General features: G+C 57.3%; 23 protein-coding genes. 18 read left to right on the top strand and 5 right to left on the bottom strand.

Going from position 1 to position 23,727, the window contains the following annotated elements; translation table 11 throughout:
* Window positions 1–158: 158 nt before the first annotated feature.
* From ABY734_RS10080 to ABY734_RS10095, 4 genes are all read left to right on the top strand, one after another.
* Window positions 159–1,241 carry a ketoacyl-ACP synthase III gene (locus ABY734_RS10080; protein ID WP_372779070.1) on the top strand — a complete coding sequence of 361 codons (1,083 nt, stop codon included), beginning with the start codon at window positions 159–161 and terminating at the stop codon, window positions 1,239–1,241.
* Window positions 1,238–2,158 (top strand): haloalkane dehalogenase, encoded by a 921-nt coding sequence (locus ABY734_RS10085; RefSeq protein WP_372778902.1) that lies wholly within the window; start codon window positions 1,238–1,240, stop codon window positions 2,156–2,158. The genes ABY734_RS10080 and ABY734_RS10085 overlap by 4 nt, the downstream gene beginning before the upstream one ends.
* Window positions 2,159–2,291: 133 nt before the next feature.
* Complete coding sequence (locus ABY734_RS10090) at window positions 2,292–3,098, top strand: enoyl-CoA hydratase-related protein (RefSeq protein ID WP_372778904.1); 807 nt, start codon at window positions 2,292–2,294, stop codon at window positions 3,096–3,098.
* A 209-nt stretch (window positions 3,099–3,307) separates the two neighbouring features.
* On the top strand, window positions 3,308–4,765 hold the full coding sequence (locus tag ABY734_RS10095) for a wax ester/triacylglycerol synthase domain-containing protein (RefSeq protein ID WP_372778906.1): 1,458 nt from the start codon (window positions 3,308–3,310) through the stop codon (window positions 4,763–4,765).
* Between the two features lie 10 nt (window positions 4,766–4,775).
* Here the strand turns inward: ABY734_RS10095 and ABY734_RS10100 are convergent, their stop codons facing one another.
* The 3 genes from ABY734_RS10100 to ABY734_RS10110 are packed head-to-tail and all read right to left on the bottom strand — an operon-like array spanning window position 4,776 to window position 8,184.
* Window positions 4,776–6,047, bottom strand: coding sequence for a class I SAM-dependent methyltransferase (locus ABY734_RS10100; protein ID WP_372778908.1), 1,272 nt, complete (start codon window positions 6,045–6,047; stop codon window positions 4,776–4,778).
* A gap of 14 nt (window positions 6,048–6,061) precedes the next feature.
* Window positions 6,062–6,850, bottom strand: coding sequence for a DUF1365 domain-containing protein (locus ABY734_RS10105; RefSeq protein ID WP_372778910.1), 789 nt, complete (start codon window positions 6,848–6,850; stop codon window positions 6,062–6,064).
* Window positions 6,850–8,184 (bottom strand): NAD(P)/FAD-dependent oxidoreductase, encoded by a 1,335-nt coding sequence (locus tag ABY734_RS10110; RefSeq protein WP_372778912.1) that lies wholly within the window; start codon window positions 8,182–8,184, stop codon window positions 6,850–6,852. Before ABY734_RS10110 ends, ABY734_RS10105 begins: the two co-directional genes overlap by 1 nt.
* Window positions 8,185–8,297: 113 nt before the next feature.
* On the opposite strand from ABY734_RS10110, the gene ABY734_RS10115 reads away from it, so the two are divergent.
* Together ABY734_RS10115 and ABY734_RS10120 are read left to right on the top strand one after the other, a co-directional pair.
* Window positions 8,298–8,855: a chalcone isomerase family protein gene (locus ABY734_RS10115; RefSeq protein ID WP_372778914.1), complete on the top strand. Its 558-nt coding sequence runs from the start codon at window positions 8,298–8,300 to the stop codon at window positions 8,853–8,855.
* A gap of 193 nt (window positions 8,856–9,048) precedes the next feature.
* Window positions 9,049–10,026, top strand: a complete 978-nt coding sequence (locus tag ABY734_RS10120) for a hypothetical protein (RefSeq protein ID WP_372778916.1) — start codon at window positions 9,049–9,051, stop codon at window positions 10,024–10,026.
* A gap of 8 nt (window positions 10,027–10,034) precedes the next feature.
* On the opposite strand, the gene ABY734_RS10125 is transcribed toward ABY734_RS10120, so the two are convergent.
* A complete protein-coding gene (locus ABY734_RS10125; protein WP_372778918.1) occupies window positions 10,035–10,211 on the bottom strand; it encodes a carbon storage regulator in 177 nt (58 codons plus the stop codon).
* Between the two features lie 336 nt (window positions 10,212–10,547).
* Between ABY734_RS10125 and ABY734_RS10130 the strand changes: the two genes are divergently transcribed.
* The 4 genes from ABY734_RS10130 (at window position 10,548) to ABY734_RS10145 (ending at window position 16,070) form a co-directional block, all read left to right on the top strand.
* A complete protein-coding gene (locus ABY734_RS10130) occupies window positions 10,548–11,756 on the top strand; it encodes an acetyl-CoA C-acetyltransferase (protein ID WP_372778920.1) in 1,209 nt (402 codons plus the stop codon).
* Window positions 11,757–11,787: 31 nt separating this feature from the next.
* A complete protein-coding gene (locus ABY734_RS10135) occupies window positions 11,788–13,932 on the top strand; it encodes a 3-hydroxyacyl-CoA dehydrogenase NAD-binding domain-containing protein (protein WP_372778922.1) in 2,145 nt (714 codons plus the stop codon).
* Window positions 13,933–14,105: 173 nt separating this feature from the next.
* A complete protein-coding gene (locus ABY734_RS10140; RefSeq protein WP_372778924.1) occupies window positions 14,106–15,275 on the top strand; it encodes an acyl-CoA dehydrogenase family protein in 1,170 nt (389 codons plus the stop codon).
* Window positions 15,276–15,284: 9 nt separating this feature from the next.
* Entirely contained in the window at window positions 15,285–16,070 is a 786-nt protein-coding gene (locus tag ABY734_RS10145) for an enoyl-CoA hydratase/isomerase family protein (RefSeq protein WP_372778926.1), read from the top strand.
* Window positions 16,071–16,165: 95 nt separating this feature from the next.
* On the opposite strand, the gene ABY734_RS10150 is transcribed toward ABY734_RS10145, so the two are convergent.
* Complete coding sequence (locus ABY734_RS10150) at window positions 16,166–16,354, bottom strand: hypothetical protein (RefSeq protein WP_372778928.1); 189 nt, start codon at window positions 16,352–16,354, stop codon at window positions 16,166–16,168.
* A 202-nt stretch (window positions 16,355–16,556) separates the two neighbouring features.
* Here ABY734_RS10150 and ABY734_RS10155 point away from each other — a divergent pair, with 202 nt between their 5' ends.
* The 8 genes from ABY734_RS10155 (at window position 16,557) to ABY734_RS10190 (ending at window position 23,716) form a co-directional block, all read left to right on the top strand.
* Window positions 16,557–16,841 carry a hypothetical protein gene (locus ABY734_RS10155; protein ID WP_372778930.1) on the top strand — a complete coding sequence of 95 codons (285 nt, stop codon included), beginning with the start codon at window positions 16,557–16,559 and terminating at the stop codon, window positions 16,839–16,841.
* Window positions 16,838–18,385, top strand: coding sequence for a PepSY-associated TM helix domain-containing protein (locus ABY734_RS10160; protein ID WP_372778932.1), 1,548 nt, complete (start codon window positions 16,838–16,840; stop codon window positions 18,383–18,385). Before ABY734_RS10155 ends, ABY734_RS10160 begins: the two co-directional genes overlap by 4 nt.
* Window positions 18,382–18,705 carry a hypothetical protein gene (locus tag ABY734_RS10165; protein ID WP_372778934.1) on the top strand — a complete coding sequence of 108 codons (324 nt, stop codon included), beginning with the start codon at window positions 18,382–18,384 and terminating at the stop codon, window positions 18,703–18,705. Before ABY734_RS10160 ends, ABY734_RS10165 begins: the two co-directional genes overlap by 4 nt.
* 143 nt (window positions 18,706–18,848) lie before the next feature.
* Entirely contained in the window at window positions 18,849–19,274 is a 426-nt protein-coding gene (locus ABY734_RS10170) for a cytochrome c5 family protein (protein ID WP_372778936.1), read from the top strand.
* Between the two features lie 136 nt (window positions 19,275–19,410).
* A complete protein-coding gene (locus tag ABY734_RS10175; RefSeq protein ID WP_372778938.1) occupies window positions 19,411–20,295 on the top strand; it encodes an HDOD domain-containing protein in 885 nt (294 codons plus the stop codon).
* Between the two features lie 101 nt (window positions 20,296–20,396).
* A complete protein-coding gene (locus tag ABY734_RS10180) occupies window positions 20,397–21,089 on the top strand; it encodes a cytochrome c (RefSeq protein ID WP_372778940.1) in 693 nt (230 codons plus the stop codon).
* A gap of 3 nt (window positions 21,090–21,092) precedes the next feature.
* Window positions 21,093–22,274: a cytochrome-c peroxidase gene (locus tag ABY734_RS10185; protein WP_372778942.1), complete on the top strand. Its 1,182-nt coding sequence runs from the start codon at window positions 21,093–21,095 to the stop codon at window positions 22,272–22,274.
* A complete protein-coding gene (locus tag ABY734_RS10190) occupies window positions 22,271–23,716 on the top strand; it encodes a parallel beta-helix domain-containing protein (protein WP_372778944.1) in 1,446 nt (481 codons plus the stop codon). The genes ABY734_RS10185 and ABY734_RS10190 overlap by 4 nt, the downstream gene beginning before the upstream one ends.
* The last annotated feature ends 11 nt before the right edge of the window (window positions 23,717–23,727 follow it).

Raw genomic sequence — 23,727 nt, forward strand, 5'->3', positions numbered from 1 at the left:
TGTATCAACAGGAATGGTAGCAATTCCCCCCCCCTGAGTGCCTACCCGTACATGTACATATACGCCCTCTGACCCGCGAACTGGCCGGAATCGGGATGGCACAGGTTTTATGGCTGTTGCATAATCCCGAAGATTGTAATCCGGAAAAGTTGACTGTTATGCGCTACGCCAATATTACCGGGTGGGGTAAATGCCTGCCGCCAGCCGTTTTAACCAACGAAGATCTGACCAAGGTCATGGATACCTCTGATGAATGGATCAGCACTCGCACCGGTATCAAGGAACGGCGCATTACCCATGTAAAATATTCCGAGCTGGCCGCGTTGGCTGGCAAGCGGGCACTGGCTGCGGCCGGGCTGGATGCCGCCGATATCGACATGATTATTCTGGCTACAGCGGCGCCGGATAATATGATTCCCAACGGGGCGTCTGCGGTGCAGCATCAGTTGGGCGCAACCAACGCGGCGGTATTTGATCTGAATGCGGCCTGTACTGGTTTTGTCTATGGCCTGAGTTTGGCCACGGCCATGGTGCGCTCCGGCAGTGTAGAGCGGGTCATGGTGATTGGTGTCGACGGCATTCCCTATTATCTGGATTGGACTATGCGCGACGTGTCGGTATTGTTCGGCGACGCGGCGGGTGCCGTAATCGTTGAACCCAGTGATAAAGAGAGTGGCCTACTGGCGGACAAGCTCGGTTGCGACGGTGATGCCCGGGACATTCTGATGGCCTGCGACTCCGGTGCCGTGCGCGAGCGCTTCGGACCGGTTGACGGACACTTTGCCATCAATTTCGAAGGCCAGGAAATTTTCAAGCGGGCGGTGCGCGGTATGGGCTTCGCCATGAATAACGTACTGGAAAAGCTTAACCTGAAACCGGAAGACGTCGATCTGGTGGTGCCTCACCAGGCCAACATCCGCATTATTGAAACCCTCGCCAAGCGCCTCAACGCGCCCATGGAAAAGGTGATGGTGAATATAGAAAAGTACGGCAATACCTCTGCCGCGACTGTGCCGGTTGCCCTGTGCGAGGCACTGGAGCAGGGGCGCATAAAACCGGGAGACAATGTGCTGGCCGCCGCCTTTGGCGCGGGTCTGACCTGGGGTGCGTTTCTGGTGCGCTGGGGTGATCGGGTAGAGCCGCTTGGCACCTGTGACGACGAGCTGCCGCCGTGTGATAAAACCGCCCTGGAAATCCTGCAGCCCTGGATCGAGGGTGGCCGGCGCGCGAACGGTTTATGATTCTGCGCACTCCCGAGCAGCGCTTTGCGGCGCTGCCTGACTTCCCCTATAGCCCGCACTACCTGTCCCTGTCGCACCCGACCGGGGACTTGCGCATGGCTTATATCGACGAGGGTCCGAGCGATGCGCCGGTCGTCTTGATGCTGCACGGTGAGCCGAGCTGGAGTTTTGCCTATCGCCATGTGATCGAGGCGGTGGTGGCGTCCGGGTATCGCGCTGTTGCGCCGGACCACATCGGCTTTGGTCGCTCGGACAAGCTGGCCCAGCGCAGCGACTACTCCTATGCAGCTTTTGTGCAATGGCTGACTCAGTTTGTTACAGAGCTGGATTTAAAGGACATCCTGCTGGTCTGTCAGGACTGGGGCGGGCCCATTGGTTTGAGTACGCTGGCCGCCTGTCAGGAGCGCTTCAGTGCGGTGGTGGTGGCCAATACCCTGTTGCCCAATTGCGAAGCACCGCCGGCCGGCGTGGCCGACTGGCCCGGTGACACCATCACCGCCTGGGTCGATATGACGGCCAACGCCGATGATTTACCCGTTGCGGAGATCGTCGCCGGCGTCTGTGTGAACCCCCTGAGCGCCGAGATCAAGGCCGCCTACGACGCCCCCTTTCCCGACGCCAGTTACAAAACAGGGGTACTTGAGTTTCCCAGCCTTATCCCCATCCGCGAGGACATGCCCGGCTGCGCAGAGAATCGCAGGGTGTGGCAGGTGCTGGAAACCTGGCACAAGCCTTTTGTCACGGCTTTCAGCGACAGCGATCCCAGTACCGCGAACTGGGCAGAGGTCTTTCGCAAGCGTATTCCCGGCGCGAACAACAGTCTGCACACCACCATAAAAGGTGCCGGCCATTTTGTTCAGGAAGAGCAGGGTGCTGCGTTGGCGAAGGTCGTGCTAAGTGTGCGGGAGCTTGCCTGACCGGCTTACCCTCACCCCGACCCTCTCCCAGAGGGAGAGGGAACTTCCTGATCAAGTTTGGGCGCCCCCTCTCCCTCTGGGAGAGGGTCGGGGTGAGGGGAAAACGACTAACCATTAAAACCAGAGAACCACCATGACCGCCGTATTATTCGAACAACAAAACCACATCGCCTGGATCACCCTCAATCGCCCCGAGGCCAAAAACACCCTCAACGCCGAGGTCTTTGTGCTGCTCAATGAAGCCTGGGAAGAAGTGCGCAGCAATGACGACATCCGGGTTGTGGTGCTGACTGCGGCGGGTGAAGAAGACTTCTGCTGCGGTGGCGATCTGGGTAGTGTCATTCCGCTCTGGACCGGGGCCCGCCAGCCGCAGAACGAGATCGAGGAAAAGCTGCTGGCCGATCCGATGATTGTAGATCGGGTCATGCTCAAAGATCGACCCCTGCACAAACCGGTTATTGCTGCCATCAATGGCCGTGCTTTGGGTGGCGGCTGTGAGATTCTTCAGGCAACGGATATTCGCATCGCTGCAGACTCGGCTATCTTTGGTTTGCCGGAGCCCAAGTCCGGCATTGTGCCGGGGGCCGGTAGTCTGGTGCGCTTGGCGCGGCAACTGCCCTATGCCCACGCCATGAAGCTACTGCTGACGGCGGAGCCGGTCGATGCGCTCACCGCCCAGCAGATGGGGTTGGTTTCGGAAGTGGTGCCGGCTGCTTCCTTGCGCGAGCGGGCTGCGGAGCTGGCACAAATTGTGGCGAGCAATGCACCGCTGGCAATGCAGGCGATCAAACGCACGGTGCTCGAATCACATACCCTGCCCTGGGAGGATGCCTTCCGCCTGGAAATGGAGCAGACCGGCGCGGTGATGATGACACAGGATGCTCGCGAAGGACCCCGCGCTTTCAAGGAAAAACGCAAGCCCAATTTCCAGGGCAAATAGCTCATATAACTATCGCTCGTAATCTTTACGCCAATATGACACGGCAAGTTATATTGGCCTGTTTTTACCGGTATTTTTGGCGCAGTTATTTCTGTTGAATTCCGGCCATTGGTTTATCTTATTCAGCTCCCCGCACTTAGTTAAACGTCTGGGCGCTGCTGAGAATTGATCACGCTGACGCAGTGGTGCCGCCATTTCGAGAGGCAGACATGGAACAGCTCACCGGTATCGAAAGCAGCTATTTGGCGATGGAGCAAAACGGCATGCCGCTTGTGGTCACAGCCGTCAATCTCTACGAAGGCAGCAACAAAACAGACTTTTCAGCTATTCGACAGGGGTTTCTGAACGCCGTCACCCGATTCCCGCTATTCCGGCGGCGGCTGCTCAATGTGCCCGCTGCCCTTGATCACCCTTACTGGATCGAAGACCCGGACTTTGATGTGGACTGCCACCTGCGGCAGCTTGCCCTGCCACAGCCCGGCAACTGGCATCAATTCTACCTGCAGTTGGCCCGGCTTCAGGCTCTGCCCATGCATCGCGATCGCCCCCTTTGGCAGGCTTTTGTCATTAACGGTCTGGACGGACTGTCGGGTTTGCCCAAGGGCAGCTTTGCCCTGGTAGTGCGGGCGCATCGGGCCATAGCCGACAACGGGCAGCTCAATGAGCTGCTGATGCGTTTGCATTCACAGGATCCGGCCCCGATTGTGGAGGGTGGTGATCCTGGCTTTTGCACCCGCGAAATCCGGCCCCGTTCAGGTCAGTTGCTGAGCAACGCAATTCGCAATCAGGGAGGGCGTTGGTGGCGCAGTCGGCAATTGTTGAGGCAGGGGCTGGATCGTTACCGCAGCCTGCGCCTGGCGGATATGCCGGAGGCACCGAAAACCATCGCCACCCGTTTTAACCGGCACCCGTCCACGTATCGGGTGGTGAATGTTATGCCGCTGTCGCGCAATACCTGCCAGAAAATGCGGGAGCGAGTGCCGGGCAGCAGCCTGTGTGACGTCATGTTGACCCTGATTGGCGGTGGCCTGCGCAACTATCTGTTACACAAAGGAGAATTGCCTGAAGAAAGTCTGGTGGCGAGCACTCCCCAGCGTTTGGCAGGGGTGCTGCAGCGGCAGCAGAAAAGCGCGGGTATTGCCGGCAATCTTCGGCTGGGGCTTTACACTGATTGCGCCTCGCCACTGGAGCGCCTGCGCAATGTCAGCGAAGCTCAGCGCGCAGCCCGAGCCCACGACCCCTTGGCAGAGCACACGCTGGTTAACGAGGCGGCTGCACTGGTCTCGCCGCTGCTGATGAATCTGGGCGTAAGGGGCTATATGCGTCTCGGGCGCTATACCCCCTATCGCTATCACACCTTTGTCGATGGCGTGCGGGGCAGTGATGAGCCGCTGTACTTTGGTCACTCGCAGATGCTGCGAAGCTTTGCGCTGGCGCCCCTGCTGCCCGGTGCCGCCCTGACTCATACGGTTTCCCGTTGGGGAGAGGAATTGACGCTGGCGATAAACGCCTGCCGGGAAGCTCTGCCCGACCCCGACGTTTACCTCAAGGCCCTGCAGGATGCCTGGCAGGAAATGGAATCCTACCTGCTGCCTCAGCAGGAGGCAGAGGTGGAAGTGGAGCTGGACGCGGCCCGGCGGGATTTCCCCCGCGTCGCGCGGGCCTGAGCGCTTCAGCTCAGGCAGGGCGTCTGAGGAAAACCTGATAGACGTTGATGCTGCCGCCCAGAAAGCCGCCTTCGCAGTATTCCAAATAGTAGCGCCACAGGCGCCGAAAGCGTTCGTCAAAGCCCTGTCTGGATATTTCGGGCCAACTGGCGTGAAAGCGTTGATTCCACTCGGCCAGGGTGCGCGCATAACTGCTGCCAAAGGCCTGAGCGCCCTGCCATTCCAGCCCGGCACGGGTGCTGTGAATCTCGACGCGCTCAATGCTGGGGAGCATGCCGCCCGGGAAAATATAGGTTTGTATGAAATCTGGGCTGTCGCAGTAGCCTTCGAAGCGGTGCTCGTCGATGGTAATCACCTGAATGGCCGCGCTGCCACCAGGCTTGAGGCGCTGGTAGAGCGTTTGAAAATAGGTATCCCAGTATTCCCGCCCGACTGCTTCGAGCATCTCGATGGAAACAATGTGGTCGTACTGGCCGGTGGTATCCCGGTAGTCTTCAAGACGCAGCTCGGTGTTTTCCGAGAGCCCGCTTCGGGCAAGGCGTTCGCGAGCGTAAGCGAGCTGTTCGCGAGACAGGGTGATGCCGTCCAGCGAAACCCTGCGCTGACTGCACAGGTGTTCCGCAAAACCGCCCCAGCCACAGCCTACTTCAAGTACGCTGGCGCCATCCTTTATCGCCAGTGCGTCGACGATATTCTGGTATTTGGCAGCCTGGGCTGAAGCGAGCGACTGCACAGGAGAAGAATAAAGCGCCGATGAATAGGTCATCGACTCATCAAGCCAGGTTCCGTAGAAGTTGTTACCCAGGTCATAGTGGAAACTGATGTTCTTGCGACTGCCGCGTTTGCTGTTGGCGCGGCGGCGATGGCGAAAAAGGCTTAGAAAGCGACTGATCCGGGAGCCTTCGAGCAGCTCGCTGAGAGCCTCTTCATTGGCCAGTGCCCAGCTGATGACCGCAGCCACGTTGGGCGAATCCCAGTCGCCTTCGACAAAACCTTCCGACCAGCCGAGGGTGCCGCCGGACAGCAGTCGCCGCAGTGCGCGCCAGCGATTGACCTTGACGCTGGCCTCCAGCTTCCCGTTGTCACTGCCGAAGTGCAGACTGTCGCCATTGGGTAACTGCAGATGTAGCAAGCCCTCACTTACCTGGCTCAGCGGAGCGAGCAGTCGCGACAGCCAGCGCGGGGCGGTGTCTGGCGCGGGGCTGAACGCTTTGGACCGCGTGCTATTGAGGTTCACAGATTCCGACGGTAGGGGTTCTGATGTCAGCGAATTTGTAGGCATGGACAACTTCCGAATTATTGTGGAGATTTTACGCTCAGGCCGTGGCTTTCAGCCGCCTGATGGCGATAGATTTTCAGGCCCTTGAGCCAGAGCTTGAGGGCCTCCCAGTGAATGCCGGCAACCACTTTGAGGGTCATTAGCGGCAGCTGGCAGAAACAGTTAAGCAAATGTCGATCGGTAAAGGCCTGCTGTTCGGCCCGAAACAGCGCCGTGAACAGGGTGGTATTGTCTTGCTGCTGGCGAATGCCCAGTTGCAGGGTTTTCCCCGGCGGGCAAACGCGAAAGTGGTATTGCTGGGTCATCGGCATAAAGGGCGAAACGTGCAGCGCCTTGGCCACCTGCTGCCGGATCAGTCCATCGTTGCCGACATCGGCGGGCAGCAGATAACTGTGGCGTTCGCCGAAGGTGTTGCGCACCTCGTAAACTGTGGCGAAGAGTCGATTTTGCGTGTCGTAGCAGAAGTAGGCGGCAATCGGGTTAAAGGCATAGCCGAGCATACGCGGGTAGCACAGCAGGCTGGCGCGCCCGAGCTTTGAGGGATAGCCCTGCTGTTCGAGCAGGGTGCTCAGGTAATCGCGCAGGGAGTCGTGATGGCCGTCGCCGAAATCGCGGCTGTAAAAACTGAACAGATTGAAACGGTTCAGTGAAAACCATCGGCACTGGCGGTCAAGCTGCTCCAGTTCATCCAGATCAAACAGGAAGGCCGAAACCTTGTAGGCAAAACGGTGTCGCCGCGGCGCCAGGCGGTGATGCATTACCTGGCCGCGGTAAAGCCCGGATTGCAAATGGGGCTGAAACGTCATCAGGCGGCCTCGGCTGCCGGTTGCGGTGATACATGGATGCGCGAGTTGGGTTGCTCCAGTATCCAGGGGCGGGTCACGCCACCGAGGGCTTCGGCGACGGCCAGCCCGGATTGCACACCGTCTTCGTGAAAACCGTGGCCGAAATAGCTGCCGCAAAACCAGGTACGATTGCCCCCCTGCAGTTGCCACAGCTGGCGCTGGGCCTCGAGTGCAGCGATGTTGAACTGGGGGTGTTGATAGTCAAAGCGTTGGTAGCGCAGTTTTTCATCCGGCTCGCGCCAGGGATTGAGTGTCACCAGGATCGGAGTCTCACCGGGCAGGTTCTGCAGGCGATTCATCCAGTAGCTGACCGCAACCTTGCCCTGGGCTTGCTGCCGATTGGCCAGATAGCACCAGCTGGCCCAGGCCGCCTTGCGCTTTGGCATCAGGGCCGGGTCGCTGTGCAGCCAGGCCACATTGTGTTCGTAGCGGAACTGCGAGAGTAAACGGGTTTCCGCGGCACTGGCGTCGCCCAGCATGGCCAGAGACTGATCAGCGTGGCCGGCCAGAACCACGTGGTCAAAACGCCGGGTCTGGCCGTGCTCGTCAGTTAATTCCACGAAGTCAGTGTGCCGCTCGACCCTGGCAATGCCGGTACCGAGCAGGATATCGCCGTTGATCTGCGCGCTCATTTTGCGCACGTACTCCCGGGACCCACCCACAACCGTTTGCCACTGAGGCCTGTTGGCGAGTTTCAGCAGACCGTGGTTCTGGCAAAACTGGAGGAAGGCGCGGGCCGGATAATTGACCATCTGCTCGGCGGGGGTGGACCAGATGGCAGCACCCATCGGGATCAGGTGGTCATCGCGAAATCCGGCGCCGTACTTGCCTTGTTCGAGCAACTCGCCTAGCGTGACGGAATCATCCAGAGAGGTCAGCCAGCCATCACTCTCTCGATAGAAGCGCACCAGATCTGCCAGCATGCGCCAGAAGCGCGGTCGCAACAGGTTGCGCTTTTGGGCCAGCAGGGGGCCGAGAGAATCGGCGCCGGCGTATTCCAGCTGGCCTTCATTGACAGACACACCGAAAGACATGTCCGTCGACTGGTACTCGACGCCAAGGGTTTCGAACAGGTTAACCAGGTTGGGGTAGCAGGGCTTGTTAAAAACGATAAAGCCGGTGTCTACGGCCAGTCGGCCGCTGCCGGTAATAATATCAACGGTGTTGCTGTGACCACCGAGGCGCTGATCGCGTTCGAACAGCGTGACCCGGTGTTGTTTGCTGAGTAGCCAGGCGGCACTGAGGCCGGCGATGCCGGAGCCGACAACGGCGACATTAAGTGGTTGATCTGACATACAAGACTCCTGCTTTGTCTGATGTACGCGAGTCTGTCGTCAGTAGATCAACCCGGATCGAAAAACCGCCGGTTTGCGTACACAAGAGCCACCGAGACTTTAGAGGAAATACGATGAAATACTGGCTACTGCTGGTTTCACTGAGTTTGCCGTTTCACGCTGCTGCGCAGAGCTTCCCTGATCAGATCGTTGTTGGTAAGCACTCACTGGAAAGGGTCGGGCAGGCGCGTTATTCCATTCTCTGGAAGCGTATTACCGATGTGGCGCTCTATGTTGACCGTCAGCAAGCCTTGCCGGACGGTCGCGATATCCTCGACCCGGATTACCGAAAATACCTGACGATCGAATACGGTCTCTCGGTCAGCGCTGAACGCTTCCGCAAAATGACTCGCGAGCAACTGGCAGAGCATTGGTCTGAGGATGTGCTTGCGGCCAATCGCGAAGCCATAGATACCTTCTGCAACTGGCTGGGTGCGGTTGAAGCCGGAGACCGCTATGCAGTTTACTGGTTGCCCGACAGCGGTCTGACGCTGGAGCTCAATGGCGTGGCGCAGGGCACGCTGACAGACCCGGCCGGGGCGGCCGTGATATTGAGTATCTGGCTGGGCAAGGCGGCGATCAGCGAGAGTCAGCGCGATGAGTTGCTGGCTCAGTGGCAGCAGGGTCGCTAGCTTATATGTCTGAGGCAAGATAAGTACCTCTGCGGGTCGCGATAGGTACAAGCAAGCGCTATAGTGGTAAGAAACAATTGGCCTAACCAGGGCGGCCGTGGTGCCGCAGCGCGACTAGGATGCCTGCTTGACTCCCTTTCGAATCTCCTTGCTTATTTCTGTTCCAGTGCTGGTGCTATTGAGTCCAGCGCTGATGGCGCGTGACCTCGTGCCAATTACCGATAACGATGAGCTGTATTTTGGCGGTGAGCGCAAAAAGCGTAATGTGCCCGAACAGGTAAAGGACGAAGAGCCGGGCTTCATGGTGCGCAGCTTGCAGCAGATGGAGATTCAGCGCGACTGGCTCAGCAAGGGCTACGTCGGCATGTGGCGAGGTCTGGACAGCTATTTTACTGACGGCGCTAACTTTGAGAGTGAGAACGACAGTGAGATGCGCCTGGAAACCAAGCAGACATGGCGAGCAGAAGGGGAGATCGAGAGCGATGTTCGGCTGAGGGTTCGGGTTGATCTCCCGAATACGGAAAAAAAGCTCAAGCTGTTTTTCAGCTCGGACGAAGAGAGCAGTGTTGAAGAGCGGGTGCGTTCGGTCTCCACAGGCGAGCGGATTAAACGCGAGGATTCTGTGTCCGGCCTTGAATTCTCGCCGGACGATAAAGAGAGAAAGTGGCGCCGCAAGTTCAGCGGCGGTGTGCGGCTGCGTTCGTCACTGGTGCCCTATGTCAAATTTCAGATCAAGCGCGAGTGGGGTGAGGAAGATGGCGAGAGCTGGTTTCATCTGCTGCGCCAGAAGGTTGAATATTTCGATGACGATGGCTGGGGAAGCAGCTCGGAATTTACCTCAAGTCACCCTGTTGGCGATGTCTTTATCTTCAGTGTCTGGCTGGAAGCGGATTTTGAAGACCAGCTGAATTTTTTTGAATACGCCAATGTCTACACGCTGACCCAGGTGGTGTCCGAGCGCTCGGCGGTGCATTACCGGTTCGGTGCCCTTGGCGCGAGCCAGCCAGTGCCCCGTGTCAACGGGGTATTCTACGGCTTGAGCTGGCAGTATCAGCTCTATGAGGACTGGATCTTTCTGGGCTTGTCCCCGGAGGTGTTTTACCCACGGGAGCTGAATTGGAGCGCAGAGCCCAGTATTACGGCCAAGCTGGAAATCTTCTTCGCGGAGTAAGCGAGGGTTTATTCCTGGGGCTTTTCAGGTGCGTCGCGTTTTTCCAGCTCAGCGCGTAAAACGGTCACTTCTCTGGGCGCCTCGATGCCGACGCGCACGTTTTTTCCGTTTACCGACACAATTGTGATGCGGATATCATCACCGATAGTGAATACCTGGCCGGGTGTTCTATTGAGCACTAACATAACTTCTCTCCCGCATCTCACCCATCCCGGGCTTGCTGCAATCAAAATCGACAAAGCGGGAATTCTACCCCAGTTGTGCAGAAATAGCATGACGGGGGCTGCCGGCAACGGCCTGCATCCGCGCCATGCTGTGAAGCCTTACCATAAATAAATCTTAGAGCTGCGCTGGGTTACTGGTGGGCGGAGTGCGGTCAATTGTGCTGCGGTGCCTCGATTTTAGCTCTGGTGCCAGAGTTAATCGTTGTAACAAAGTGTCAATTTACTGTAAGTGCGGATCATTGGCGTGGGGCACGCAACGCGAGATTCTAGCGGCCGTTATCTTTTTCGGAGACAGCTATGAGTCAATCAGCCTTGATTTACGATGCGGTGCGGACTCCGCGCAGCAAGGGTAAAAAAGACGGCAGCCTGCATGAAGTAAAGCCGGTGGATCTACTGGCGGGCCTGCTCAATGGTCTGCGCGATCGCTACGAGCTGGACACCAGCCGGGTGGACGATGTGGTGGCTGGCTGTGTGGTGCCGGTCGGCGAGCAGGGCGCCTGTGTGGCGAAAACGGCGGTCATGAAAGCGGGTTGGGATGAATCCGTTGCCGGTGTCCAGCTGGACAGGTTTTGTGCATCCGGTCTGGAAGCGGTCAATATCGCTGCACAAAAAATAGCCTCGGGCTGGGAAGACCTGGTCGTGGCCGGTGGTGTGGAATGCATGTCGCGGGTCCCGATGGGGGCCAATGGCGGTGCCTGGGGCGAAGACCCGGCCACGGCCATTGATACCGCCTTTGTGCCGCAGGGCATCGGCGCCGATCTGATTGCTACCCTTGATGGCTATAGCCGACAGGACGTAGACGCCTTTGCGGCTGAATCCCAGCGCAAGGCTGCCGCGGCCCGCGACGCGGGTTATTTCGATCGCTCAGTGATTCCGGTGCGCGACGACAACGGCCTTGTCATTCTGGAAAAGGATGATTTCATTAAGCCGGGTACAACGGTAGAGAGCCTGGCCGGCCTGAAACCTTCCTTTGAGTTTCTGGGTTCACTGGGCTACGACGATATTGCCCTGAGCAAGTACCCTCAGGTGGCAAAAATCCAGCACGTTCACCACGCGGGCAACTCCTCGGGTATTGTCGATGGCGCTGCCGCTGTACTGATCGGCAGCGAGAAGATCGGCAAGGAACTGGGGCTGACACCGCGCGGTCGCATTGTTGCGACAGCAGTCACCAGTACAGAACCCACCATTATGCTCACCGGCCCGGCGCCCGCAGCCAAAAAAGTGCTCGAACGCGCCGGTATGAGCTTCGACGATATTGATTTGTTTGAAGTGAATGAAGCCTTCGCCTCCGTGCCCATGCGCTTTCACACCGCAACCGGGGTTCCCTATGAAAAGATCAACGTCAACGGTGGTGCCATTGCTATGGGGCACCCGCTGGGCGCTACCGGCGCCATGCTGACCGGCACCTGTCTGGATGAGCTGGAGCGCCGCGGCCTGCGCTACGGCCTGATCACCCTGTGTGTGGGTGGTGGCATGGGTATCGCAACCATTATTGAGCGCGTTTAAGCCGACGGACGAATCAGAAAGGGTATTAGTCATGACTGGACAATTTCACTACGAGAAAGACAGCGACAACATCGTGACCGTAACCATGGATATGAGTGGTCCGGTTAACGCGATGAACGATGAATATATCGAGCTAATGAGCGCGACTGTCGAGCGCCTTGAGAAAGAACGCGACGACATCGCCGGCGTGGTACTGACCTCCGCCAAGAAAACTTTTTTCGCCGGTGGCGATATCAAGAACATGCTGAAGGCCGAGCCGGGCAAGGATGAGGAAGGCCTGTTCCTGATGTGCGAAGAGATCAAGGGCATGCTCGCCAAACTGGAAAAAATCGGCAAGCCGGTGGTGGCAGCAGTCAATGGCGCAGCCTTGGGCGGCGGTTATGAAATCTGCCTGGCCTGCCACCACAGGGTGGCCTTGAACTCCCCGGCAGTGCAGGTTGGCTTGCCTGAAGTGAGCCTGGGCCTGCTCCCCGGTGGTGGCGGCATTGTGCGGCTGGTGAGCAAGCTGGGCGTTGAAAAAGCTATTATGCCGCTGCTGGAGGGCACCCGCTTTAATGTGGTGAAAGCGCAGGCCGCAGGCCTGATCGAAGAGGTGGCAGACACTCCCGAGGAGATGATTGCCAAGGCCAAAGTCTGGATCAAGGCCAACCCCGAGGCCAGTAACCCCTGGAATGAAAAGGGGTTCAAGATTCCTGGCGGTGATATGCGCAACCCCAAGGTTGCGCAGATGGTGCAGGGCGCCATCCCCATGTTGCTGCAAAAGACCCGTGGGCTGGTGCCAGCGCCAGCGCGGATTCTGGATGTGATTGCCAATACCCTGCGGGTGGATTTTGACACCGCGATGCGCATCGAAAGTCGCGGCCTTACGGCGCTGGTAACCACGCCTCAGGCCAAAAACCTGATGAACTTCTTTATGCAGATGAATCAGGTCAACGGTGGTGGCAGCCGCCCCAAAGGCATCGATAAAACCGCCGTCAAAAAGGTGGGCGTGCTGGGTGCGGGCATGATGGGGCAGGGTATCGCCTATGTGTCAGCCAAAGCCGGTATCGAGGTGGTGCTGAAAGATATCAGCCAGGATGCGGCCGACAAGGGCAAAGCCTACTCCGAAAAGCTGCTGGATAAAGCAGTGGCCAAAGGGCGAATGAGCGAAGAGAAAAAGGCCGGCATTCTGGGCTTGATCAAGGCAACGGCCAACGCGGAAGATCTGCAGGGCTGTGATTTGATTATCGAGGCGGTGTTTGAAAACGTCGACCTGAAGCACAAGATCACCAAAGAGCTGGAGCCCATGCTGGCAGATAACGGCGTGTGGGGTTCCAATACGTCCACCTTGCCCATCACGCTGCTCGCCGAGCCATCCCAAAAACCGGAAAACTTTATCGGTATTCACTTCTTCTCGCCGGTCGACAAAATGCCGCTGGTGGAAATTATCGTGGGTGAGAAAACCTCCGACGAAACCCTGGCGCGCGCCTTTGACTACGCCCAGCAAATCAAAAAGACCCCGATTGTGGTGAACGATTCGCGCGGCTTTTTTACCTCCCGCGTATTCGGTACCTATATCGACGAGGGCGCGTTGTTGGTCGAGGAAGGACTGAGTCCGGCGCTGATTGAGAATCTGGGCAAGGCCATCGGCATGCCGGTTGGGCCGCTTGCGGTACAGGATGAAGTCAGCCAGCAGTTGACGATCAAGGTGAATGAAACCAACCGCGACCTCGACGAGCGAGCGGGGCAGGAACCTGCGCCGGAAACGGCAGCTTACCGCCTTGCCAAGCGCATGATCGATAACGGCCGTGGGGGGCGCGCCCATGGCGGCGGTTACTACGACTATCCGGAAGGTGGTGAGAAAGAGCTCTGGCCCGAGCTGCAGAACTGGTTTTATAACGAGGACGTCAGCCTGCCACAGCAGGATATCAAGGATCGTTTGCTGTTCAGGCAGGTCGTCGAATCCCTGCGCTGCTTTGAAGAGGGTGTGATGAACAATGTGCCCGACTCCAATATCGGCTCCATTATGGGCATCGGCTTTCCTCCCCACACCGGCGGTGTTTTCCAGTTTATCAACACCTATGGCTTGCAATCCTTTGTCGATCGCTGCAACGAATTGAGCGAAAAATACGGTGAGCGCTTTGCCCCGCCGCAATTGCTGCTTGATAAGGCGAAAAAGAAGGAGCTGTTTGCTTGATTTAAAACTCCCGTCATTGCGCGCCCAAAGCACTTCGTGGGGCATGCGAAACGCAGCGAAGCAAACTCCAGCAGCTTCTGCCATGCCCAGAGAGATTGCTTCGTCGCTCCACTCCTCGCAATGACTGGAGGGTATAGATAGCCAGCGGCGCCTACCCTAATCGGAGATCAAAAATGCTAAAACGCAACTTCACCGAAGAGCAGATCATGTTCCGCGGTGCCTACCGAAAATTTCTGGAAAAGGAAATTGCGCCTCACGTCGAGCGCTGGCGCGAGCAGGGCATTGTTGATCGGGAGGCTTTCACCAAGGCGGGTGAACAGGGCTTTCTGATGGTCTGGCCGGATGAGAAATACGGCGGTATGGGCGATAGCGACTTTCGGTTTGAGCAGATTATTATCGAAGAGACCGCCAATGTGCTGGCGGGGGATTGGAATAACTCTCTCCACAGTCGTCTGGTCGGCCCCTACCTGTCCCGCTTTGGCAGCGAGGAGCAGCTGGAGCGATTTCTGCCGCGGTGTGTGAGCGGTGAATGCATACTGGGTATTGCCATGACCGAACCGGATGCGGGGTCAGATCTGGCGGGTATGCGGGCAACGGCCAGAGATCAAGGAGATCACTGGCTGCTAAACGGAACCAAGACCTACATCAGCAACGGCATACTGGCTGACCTGGTTGTGGTGGCAGCCAAGACAGACCCGGAAAACAATCCGCATGCGATGGGGCTGTTTCTGGTTGAGCGCGGTATGGAGGGTTTCGAACGCGGCCGCAACCTCAAAAAAATGGGGATGAAGGCGCAGGATACCGCCGAACTCTTTTTCCACGATGTGAAAATCCCCAAGGAAAATGTGCTCGGTGATCCTGCGCACGGTTTTATTTATTTAATGCAGGGCCTGGCCGAAGAGCGGCTGTTAGGCGCCTGTGGCTTTATTGCCTCAGCCCAGAAAGCCTTTGAAGTTACCCGCGACTTTGTTATGGAGCGCAAGGCCTTCGGCAAGCCGCTTTCTTATATGCAGAACACCCAGTTCAAAATGGCTGAACTGCGCACCGAGATCGATGTGGCGCAAGCCCATGTGGATGCCTGTGTGGCGGCGCACAATAAAGGCGAGCTTACGGCGGAAGACGCGGCAAAAGCCAAGCTCTACACCAGCGAGGTGTTGTGCCGGATGGTAGACGAGGGCGTGCAGTTACACGGCGGTGCGGGCTATATGGATGAGTATCCCATCTCGCGGATGTACACCGATGCGCGTATCACACGGATATTTGCTGGCACTTCTGAGATTATGAAACTGATTGTCGGGCGTGACGTTTTTTCCGATAACTTCGTGTCGTACATCGACCGCTAGGAGCTCACAATGGCAGCAGCATACAAAACGCTCGACTACGCAGAGACCGGCGCCATCGCCACGATTCTGCTCGACAAGCCGGAAACCCTGAATGCCTTCAGCCAGCAAATGCGCAGCGAGTTGCTGGCGGTGTTGTCAGACCTTGAAAACAACAGCGCTGTGCGCGTTGTTCTTTTTGGCTCTACCGGTAAGGCATTTTCATCAGGCGCAGATTTGGTGGAAGGCATTGGTGAGCACAAAACGGTCGAAGATCAGCTCATGAAAGAGTACGCGCCGCTGCTCGACAAGATGGCGAATTTGCCGCAGCCCATTATTGCCGTGGTACCGGGTGTGATGGCCGGCATAGGAGCTGCCTTTGCCATGAACTGTGACCTCGTCGTGATGTCGGACACGGGCAGCATGCTAATGGCGTTTACCAATATAGGGCTGGTGCCCGATGGCGGCGCCAGCTGGCAGCTGTTGCGGCATCTCGGTTACCAAAGAGCGTTTCAGCTGATTGCGGAAGGCGGTCGCATGAGTGCGCATGACTGCCTGGAAGCGGGCATAGCAAACAAACTGGTGCCAGCCGATCAGCTAATGGCGGAAGCACGCAGCTGGGCTGAGGAGCTATCCGGTCGCGCGCCCATTGCTCTGCGCGAAGTTAAACAACTGCTGCGCAAGGCGTCAGTGTTGTCCTACGCCGATACTATAGCGCTTGAGGCCAAGGCCCAGAATGTGTGTGTGGCAACGGAAGATTCGGCTGAAGCGGTTGCGGCCTTTCTGGAGAAACGCCCGGCGGTATTCAAGGGGAGGTAGCTTTAAATCCCCTCTCCCTTCGGGAGAGGGGAGGGTGACTTGAAGAAGGGCGGTGACAAGTTGCCTCTCCCGCCCTGAAAGTAGCTAAGTAAAATTTACTCGCTGATAACCGGCATTTCAGCCAGATCAGCATCACCCGGCAGATTGATCTCTGCGACCTGAATGGCGTCGTTGCCGCGCACGGCGCCGGTGACCACCACTTCTTCAATATGCTGTACCGCCTCGTTGGCAGACGCCAGGGTCGGGATCAGGGCAATGGCAAAGCAGAATGCAGCGCGTTTCATGGGTAAACCCTCGTTGGTTAAATTCAGACAGAACAGAGTTTGCCCAATGAATATGACAAGCTGATGACAACGTAATAATTAATCTTCCCGCCGCCTCTCGTTCCTCCTCTCCCTGGGGTGAGGGGTGGATCATAATGAGAATGATTCTTGATCGCGCCATACCGCCCTGCTAAGGTAGCCGCTTTTCCTTCTTGGGTGGTCAATGGTGTTTGCAAACTGGCGCTGGCCCCGTATTTTCCTGGTCGGGCCTCTGGTTTTTCTGAGTACCTTTCTCACCGTCTGCGGCGCCTCAGTCTATTTACCCGCCGGGCCTGCCAGGATCGATAATGTCGCAATCCCCCTGGTGCTGTTTCCCGCCATTTGGGCGCTGCTCTTCTTTTACAGTTACCTCGACAGCCGGCTTATCCGTGCCTATACAGTGGTGCTGCTTGTGCTGGGCGCCAATCTCGCGCTGGTGCTACTGCACATAAGCGGAGGCAGCCAGTGATTCGTCTGCAGAAGGATACGGCCAAAGACCTGATTGGCCTGCACGGCTGGATGGGCGTGGCGCTGGGCCTGTTGTTATACGTTGTTATCCTTACCGGCACCCTCGCGGTGTTTGAGCAGGAGTTGGCGACTTGGGCCAACCCCCTGCCGGAACCTGTACCTACAGCCTTTCCCAAAGGCATCGGGCCAGTGCTCAACGACATCTACCAGCGCAACGACCCAGCCTATGGCGACGAGGTTTTTGTCTTTCCCGCCGCTGACGGCAGGCTGCGGGCCTTGTTTCACACCCATATCGAGAGCGATGAGGGGCATGGGGTGGAAAAAGGGGTATTGGCCCTGATCGACCCCACCACCCTGACGGTTGTGGATGAGCGTGAAGGCGAAGTCGAGGCTCTGTTCCATGAATCGAGCAGTACAGTGCTCACCGACTTTCTGGTGGATTTGCATGTGCGCCTGCTGTTGCCCGGCCAGTGGGGCCTGTTGCTGACGGGCATACTGGGCTTTGCCATGCTGGCAGCAGCGGTGACCGGGTTTGTTATCCATCGCCACCTGTTTAAGGATATGTTCACCCTCCGCAAGCGGGGCGATTCCGTGCTCACTGCCCGGGACGCCCACGTGGTGGCGGGCACCTGGAATCTGCCCTTCGCCTTTATGCTCGCCTTTACCGGTGCCTTTTTCAGTTTTGGTGGCGCCATTGGCCTGCCAGCCATCGCCTATGTGGCCTTTGGCGGCGACGTGGATACGGTTACCGAAGAAGTGCTCACGCCACCCATCCCGACCGACGAAAGCCCGGCTCCACTCTATGATCTGGAAGCCATTTTTGACGACGCCCGCCAGCGCACTGGCCTGGAGCTGACCGGCCTGCAGATACTGCACTGGGGCAGGGCGGATGCTTCTGTGCAAATGTCCATGCAAACCGCCGAGGGTAAGCTGCTGCCCGATCACCTGCTGTATCAGGGGGCGACCGGCGAATTCCTTGGAGTGAAGCCTTCCTTGGGGCAGGAGCCCTCCCTCGGTGGCGACCTGGCGGGGCTGATGTCGCCCCTGCATTTTGGCAATTTCGCGGGTTTGCTCTCGAAGATTGTCTGGTTTGCCTTCGGCTTTGCCAGTGCCTACGTCACTCTGAGCGGGCTGCGCTTGTGGACGGCCCGCCGCCGCGATGCGCCGGGCTGGGCGTGGCTGGAGAAACTGACGGGCTGGGTGGGGTATGGTTTGCCGGCAGGGCTTGCACTTACCGCCGCCATCTTTCTGACGGCTGGCACCGAGCTGTCGTTGGTGTTTTTTGCAGCCGCAGGGCTTCTTGCGTTGCCCGCGTTTTGGCTGGAAAGCGATCGTTACTCCAGTCTGAATCGCTACCTTCTGGCTGTATTGCTCCTTCTGTTGCCGCTGGTCCGATGGCTGAGTGGCGGCCCCCTTGGGTGGAGCACACTGCCAGGCGTGCTCGCAGTCGATCTGGTTTTCCTGTTGGCTGGTTGCGGCTGCTTGTTGAGCATCAGGCGCAAGCCGGTGACGCCTGAGACACTGAGATTGGCGGAATCCGTATGAGCATCCAGGCGTTCACGTTGATTGCCGTAGCGTTCAGCTTGGTTTGCCTTCTGTTGTTGGCCCTATCTGACCCGAAACGCGCACGCGTGTCGCGACGCGCGCAGGTCATGGTGTTGTCGGCGGAAACACGCAAAGCGCTGACGATCTTGTCGATACTGCCTACCCTTGTTTTTGTCCCTTTTGGCCTCTATGCCCCCTTGTTGTTGTGGCTGGGCAGCGTGCTGGTGAGCGGCTGGTTGCTGGCACTGTTGTTGCCGCTGTTTGCTGAGGTTGAAAAAAGTATGGGTACCTCCAGGCGGTTTTCCAAAATCCAGAAATAGGATGGCAGGCTTAAATACCTGGACGGGGGAAAGCCACAGTGCGGCGGAAAGTGGTTTCTTAGGGCCTCTGCCGTTATAATGCGCAGCCAGATTTTCAGAGGCCTTCGCTGAGGCGAAGACTGTCCGTAGAGAGGAATAGGTAAGTGACTAATTTTTTTGCGAAAAAGCTGACCGTATTGGCTTTTCTGGTAGTGGCAGCTTCAGCCTTTGCGATGACAGATCAACAGCGCGCCGAGCTGGAAGAGCGAATCAAGCCTGCGGGCCAGGTGTGCATGGAAGGTGACAGCAGCTGTGGGTCGGCCTCAGCCGCAGGCAGCGCTGGCAGCGGCAAGTCTGCTGAGGAAATTTACAACACGTCGTGCATGGCGTGCCATACCACTGGCGCGGCGGGTGCTCCCAAGATCGGCGACGCTGCTGCTTGGGAAGAGCGTCTGGGCAAGGGTATTGAAGAGGTTTATGCCAATGCCATCAACGGCATTAACGGCATGCCGCCAAAAGGCACCTGCATGAGCTGTTCCGATGACGAGATCAAGGCGACAGTTGATTACATTGTTGAAAACAGCAAGTAATCGCCTAAATATTGTCTAAGTTTGAAAATGCCGCGCTTGTCGCGGCATTTTTTTTGTCGGAAGCTTCGGGAATCGCGTATTGCGGCCCTGCTCTGCAGGCTGGACAGTCTCTACTAAACCAGTGTACCAATAGACTATGCCGACAAACCCCAAGCCGCCGTCATTTGTACGTGTTAGTTCTGACCCGCAAAAGGATTTGTTGCGGCAGGTCACTGCGTCTTTAAAAGACGGTTCACTGGAGCTGCCCAGCCTGCCTGACGTGGCTTTGGACGTGCGCTCTGTCGCTGCTGAGCGTGATCTGGGGATATCGGATCTGGTCACCGTTATACAGCAGGACCCGGGCTTAAGTACCTACCTGATAAAGGTATCCAACAGCGTTTATTACCGCCGGGCGAAGCCGGCGCTGACGCTGGCTCAGGCAATCAGCCGTCTTGGGGTGTCGAGTACACGGGACTTATCGTCGAGTTATGCCATTCGCACCTTGTTCTTTATGCGCAACAAGGAAATCAAAGGCTATCTCCGCGATATCTGGAAGCGCAGCGTTTATACCGGGTCTCTGGCCCACGTGATGGCAGGGCGTTGTGACATGGCCCCGGATCGGGCTTTGCTGGCAGGGCTGATTCAGGATATCGGTGCCTTGCCGCTGCTGATGCATCTGGAGAAATACCCGGCGCTGTTGGCTGATCGCGACAAGGTGGCGGCGTTGATAAATCAGTACAGCGGCAAGATCAGTGCGTTGATTCTCAATGCCTGGCATTTCGACGATGAGCTGGTCAATGTCGGGCTGGAGCGCGAGAACTGGTTGCGCGATAAGCGTCCGCAGGCGGACCTCGCTGACCTGATCCTGGTGGCCCGCTACCACACCTATATCGGTGAGACGGCGGTTCGAGGACTCCCCCCGCTTTTTCAAATTCCGGCCTTTCGCAAGCTGCCGCTGGGTGAGCTTGATCCCGAAGAGGGGCTTGCCTTTATCAAGACTGCCAAAGCTGAAGTAGAGGCGATGCGTCAAGCACTGGTTTAGTCGCTCAGTCGCTGCAAAGTTGGCGCTGTGCACTTAATGCTCATTCTGGGCTAAAATACTTGGCTGAATTTGCCCGCAGCCGTATATCAGGAAAAAACATAATGATAATCAAACGCTTGCTGAAGATTTGCAGTGTTCTGCCCGTAGTAGTGGCGGTGATGGCCTGTAGCGACGACCCCGCCGTAAGTATCGATAGTCAGGCTGCGGCCCAACAGGCCCAGAGTCTCTTGGCGACTGGCAATGTCAGCGACGGCAAACAGTTGTATGTCGCTTGTCAGGCCTGTCACGGCGCGAAAGGAGAGGGCATCAAGGCCATGAATGCGCCGTCCCTTGTCAACCAAAGCCCCTGGTATCTGAAGCGACAAATGCTGGCCTTTAAAGAAGGCCGTCGCGGTACCCATCCCAAAGACGTCTATGGTCAGCAGATGGTGGCTATTGCCACCACCATTGCCGATGAAGCGGCTGTCGATGCGCTGGTGGCCTATATCGACTCACTGCCCAACCGCGCCCCGGAAGCAACGGTTGCGGGAAATATAAAGAAGGGTGAGGACTACTATTCCATGGTCTGCGGCTCCTGCCACGGACCCAATGCCGAAGGTAATAAGCTGCTGGACTCTCCGGCCCTGGCCGGCGTTGACGACTGGTATCTGGTGCGTCAGTTTGAGCTGTTCCGCAAGGGCATCCGCGGCGCCGACGACAAATACGGCCGTCAGATGGTCATGATGGCACCGGCGCTGCCCACCGATGAAGACGTGCGCAACGTCGTCAGTTATATCCAGACACTCGCCGAGTAAGTGATGCGCCGCTGGCTTGTTATAATCAGCCTTTGCTGTGCGGAAGCTTGGGCTGACGATTGGCGGCTGAATGCCGCCTGTCCGCCGGGGTTTGTCAGCGACAGCGGCGTGTGCCGCTTCCGCTCACTCTACAGTGGCTACCCCTCCTTGCAGGATGCCGGTATGGGTGGGCTCAAAGTTGGCCTGCCCACTCCGCGCGATGGCTTTACCGCACAGCAAATTGATCTGGGGCGTCTGCTGTTTTTTGACCCGCTGTTGTCGGGTGACGGTTCGGTGTCCTGTGCCAGCTGCCATCAGCCTGACAAAGGTTTTACCGATGGCCTGGCCCTGAGCAAGGGAATTCACGGGCAGACAGCGGAGCGTTCCGCGCCGAGTCTGTGGAACGTGGGTTTTCTGCAAACGCTGTTTTGGGATGCCCGCGCAAGCTCACTCGAACAGCAGTTACTCGGGCCGCTCTACGCTGAACACGAAATGGGTAATACCCCGGAGCAGTTACTGGCCAGTTTGCGCGGCAACCCCATTTATACGGATTTGTTTAAGCAGGCTTTTGGCGAAAAAGGCCTGACGCTGGATACGATTTACACCGCGCTGGCGGCGTTTGAGGCCTCGTTGATTTCACTTAACAGCCGCTATGACCTGTATGCTCACGGCTTTCATGAGGTTCTGAGCGAGCCGGAAATTGAGGGCATGAATATCTTCCGCTCATTTGTGGCCCGCTGCGCCGAATGCCATACGCCACCGCTGTTTACCAACCAGCAGCTGGCGGTGCTTGGTACACCGGAGCCCACCGGACGGCCGCTGGACATCGGTGCCGAGGGCCCCACCGGTGACCGCTCTTTGCGCGGTGGCTTCAAGGTGCCCACCTTGCGCAATATTGAACTGACCGCGCCCTATATGCATTCCGGACGCTTCAAGACGCTGCGTGAAACCGTGGAGTTTTATACTAAAGGGCGCGGTCACGCCGTACCTGAGGGTGAGCATCTGAGTATTCACTGGCATATCTGGGAGCCAAAGCTGACCGATACCGAGCTTGATCGCCTAGTGGACTTTCTCAAGACCTTGACTGACCAAAGCTTTATGCCCGTTATTCCCGAGCGCGTACCCTCCGGCCTGTCGGTTGCGGACGCGCTTAATCATTCTGAAACTGTAGAACCCACCTCTGTCGCAATGGGAGACAGCCCATGAAAAAAATAACGCTCCTGCTCAGCCTCTTACTGTGTATGCCTGTGCTGGCAAAAGACATTGTCGTCAAGGATGGCGAGTCCATTCAGGCGGCCGTCAACGAGGCGGTCAGCGGTGATGTGATTCTGGTGCAACCCGGAACCTACCGTGAAAGCGTTTATATCGACAAAGACAACATCACCCTGCGCGGCGTGGTGGTGGAAGGCGAATGGCCGGTAATGGAGGGTGACCACAAGCTGAATGATGCCATTCTCTATTCCGGAAATAATGTGACCGTCGAGTGGCTCAAAATCATGCATTACAAAGGTAATGCGATCATGGGCCAGTCGGGCAACAACTACGTAATTCGCAACAACTGGGTTGTCGATACCGGGGTCTACGGCATCTTTCCCCAGTACGGCAAGAACGGCTTGATTGAATACAACGTGCTTAGCGGTATCGAAGACGCGGCGATTTATGTAGGCATGTGCGACAACGTCGACGTGAAGCACAACGAAGTCTTTGACAGCGTAGCCGGCATCGAAATCGAAAATACGCGCCACGCGCTGGTGGAAAACAACTACGCCCACAATAATACCGCCGGTGTTCTGGTATTCATTACACCGGGCCTGCCGATTAAAACCGCCTACGATATTATTGTGCGTAACAATTTTGTGGTGAATAACAACACCCCCAATTTTGGTGCGCCGGGTTCCATCGTCTCGAAAGTGCCGGTCGGCATCGGCATTGTGGTGATGGCTGCTGACGATGTAAAAATTGAAGGCAATATCATTACCGGCAATCAGACCGCCGGTATTGTTATTACCGACCTGGCCTTTGTGACCGATGTGGCCAGCGACACGGAAAGCGAACCCAATCCTGATAATATCCAGATTCTGGATAACCTGATGTTCAATAATGGCTCCGATCCGGTTGCGGAAGTGAAAGCGGCCATGCTGACCAAATTCAAAACTACCGGGCCGGATATTCTCGCCAATGTCGGTAGTGCACAGGAGCCGGACAACTGCATACTGAATGCCGAGCGTTATACCTCTTTCGGTATTGGCAAATGGAGCAAGTGCGACATTACCACCACGGCTGATGTCAAAACCTACCTGCTGCCGGCCGACGCCGCACCGCGCGAAATTGAAACCGACGCCGACCGGGTGGCGCGCCTTTACAAAGGCATCTGTGCCGGTTGCCATGCGTACAATCTGCGTATGATAGGGCCGCCTGCCATGGCCATTCAGGCGCAGTATTACGACAACCCCCAGGGGATCGCCGATTACCTAGCCAACCCGGTGAAAAAGCGCCCGGATTTTCCGCCCATGCCATCACAGGGTCATTTGTCGGAAGAACTCCGTTTGAAAGTGGCTGAGTACATGTTGTGTCTGTCGCCGAAAAAGCTGGAAGCGGTTGCGGCAACACAAGGGCAAGTGGCGAAATGTGAGGAGCCTTCGAATTAACGACCTGCTCT

It is taken from the genome of Litorivivens sp., from assembly GCF_041624475.1.
Lineage (GTDB): Bacteria > Pseudomonadota > Gammaproteobacteria > Pseudomonadales > Spongiibacteraceae > Litorivivens.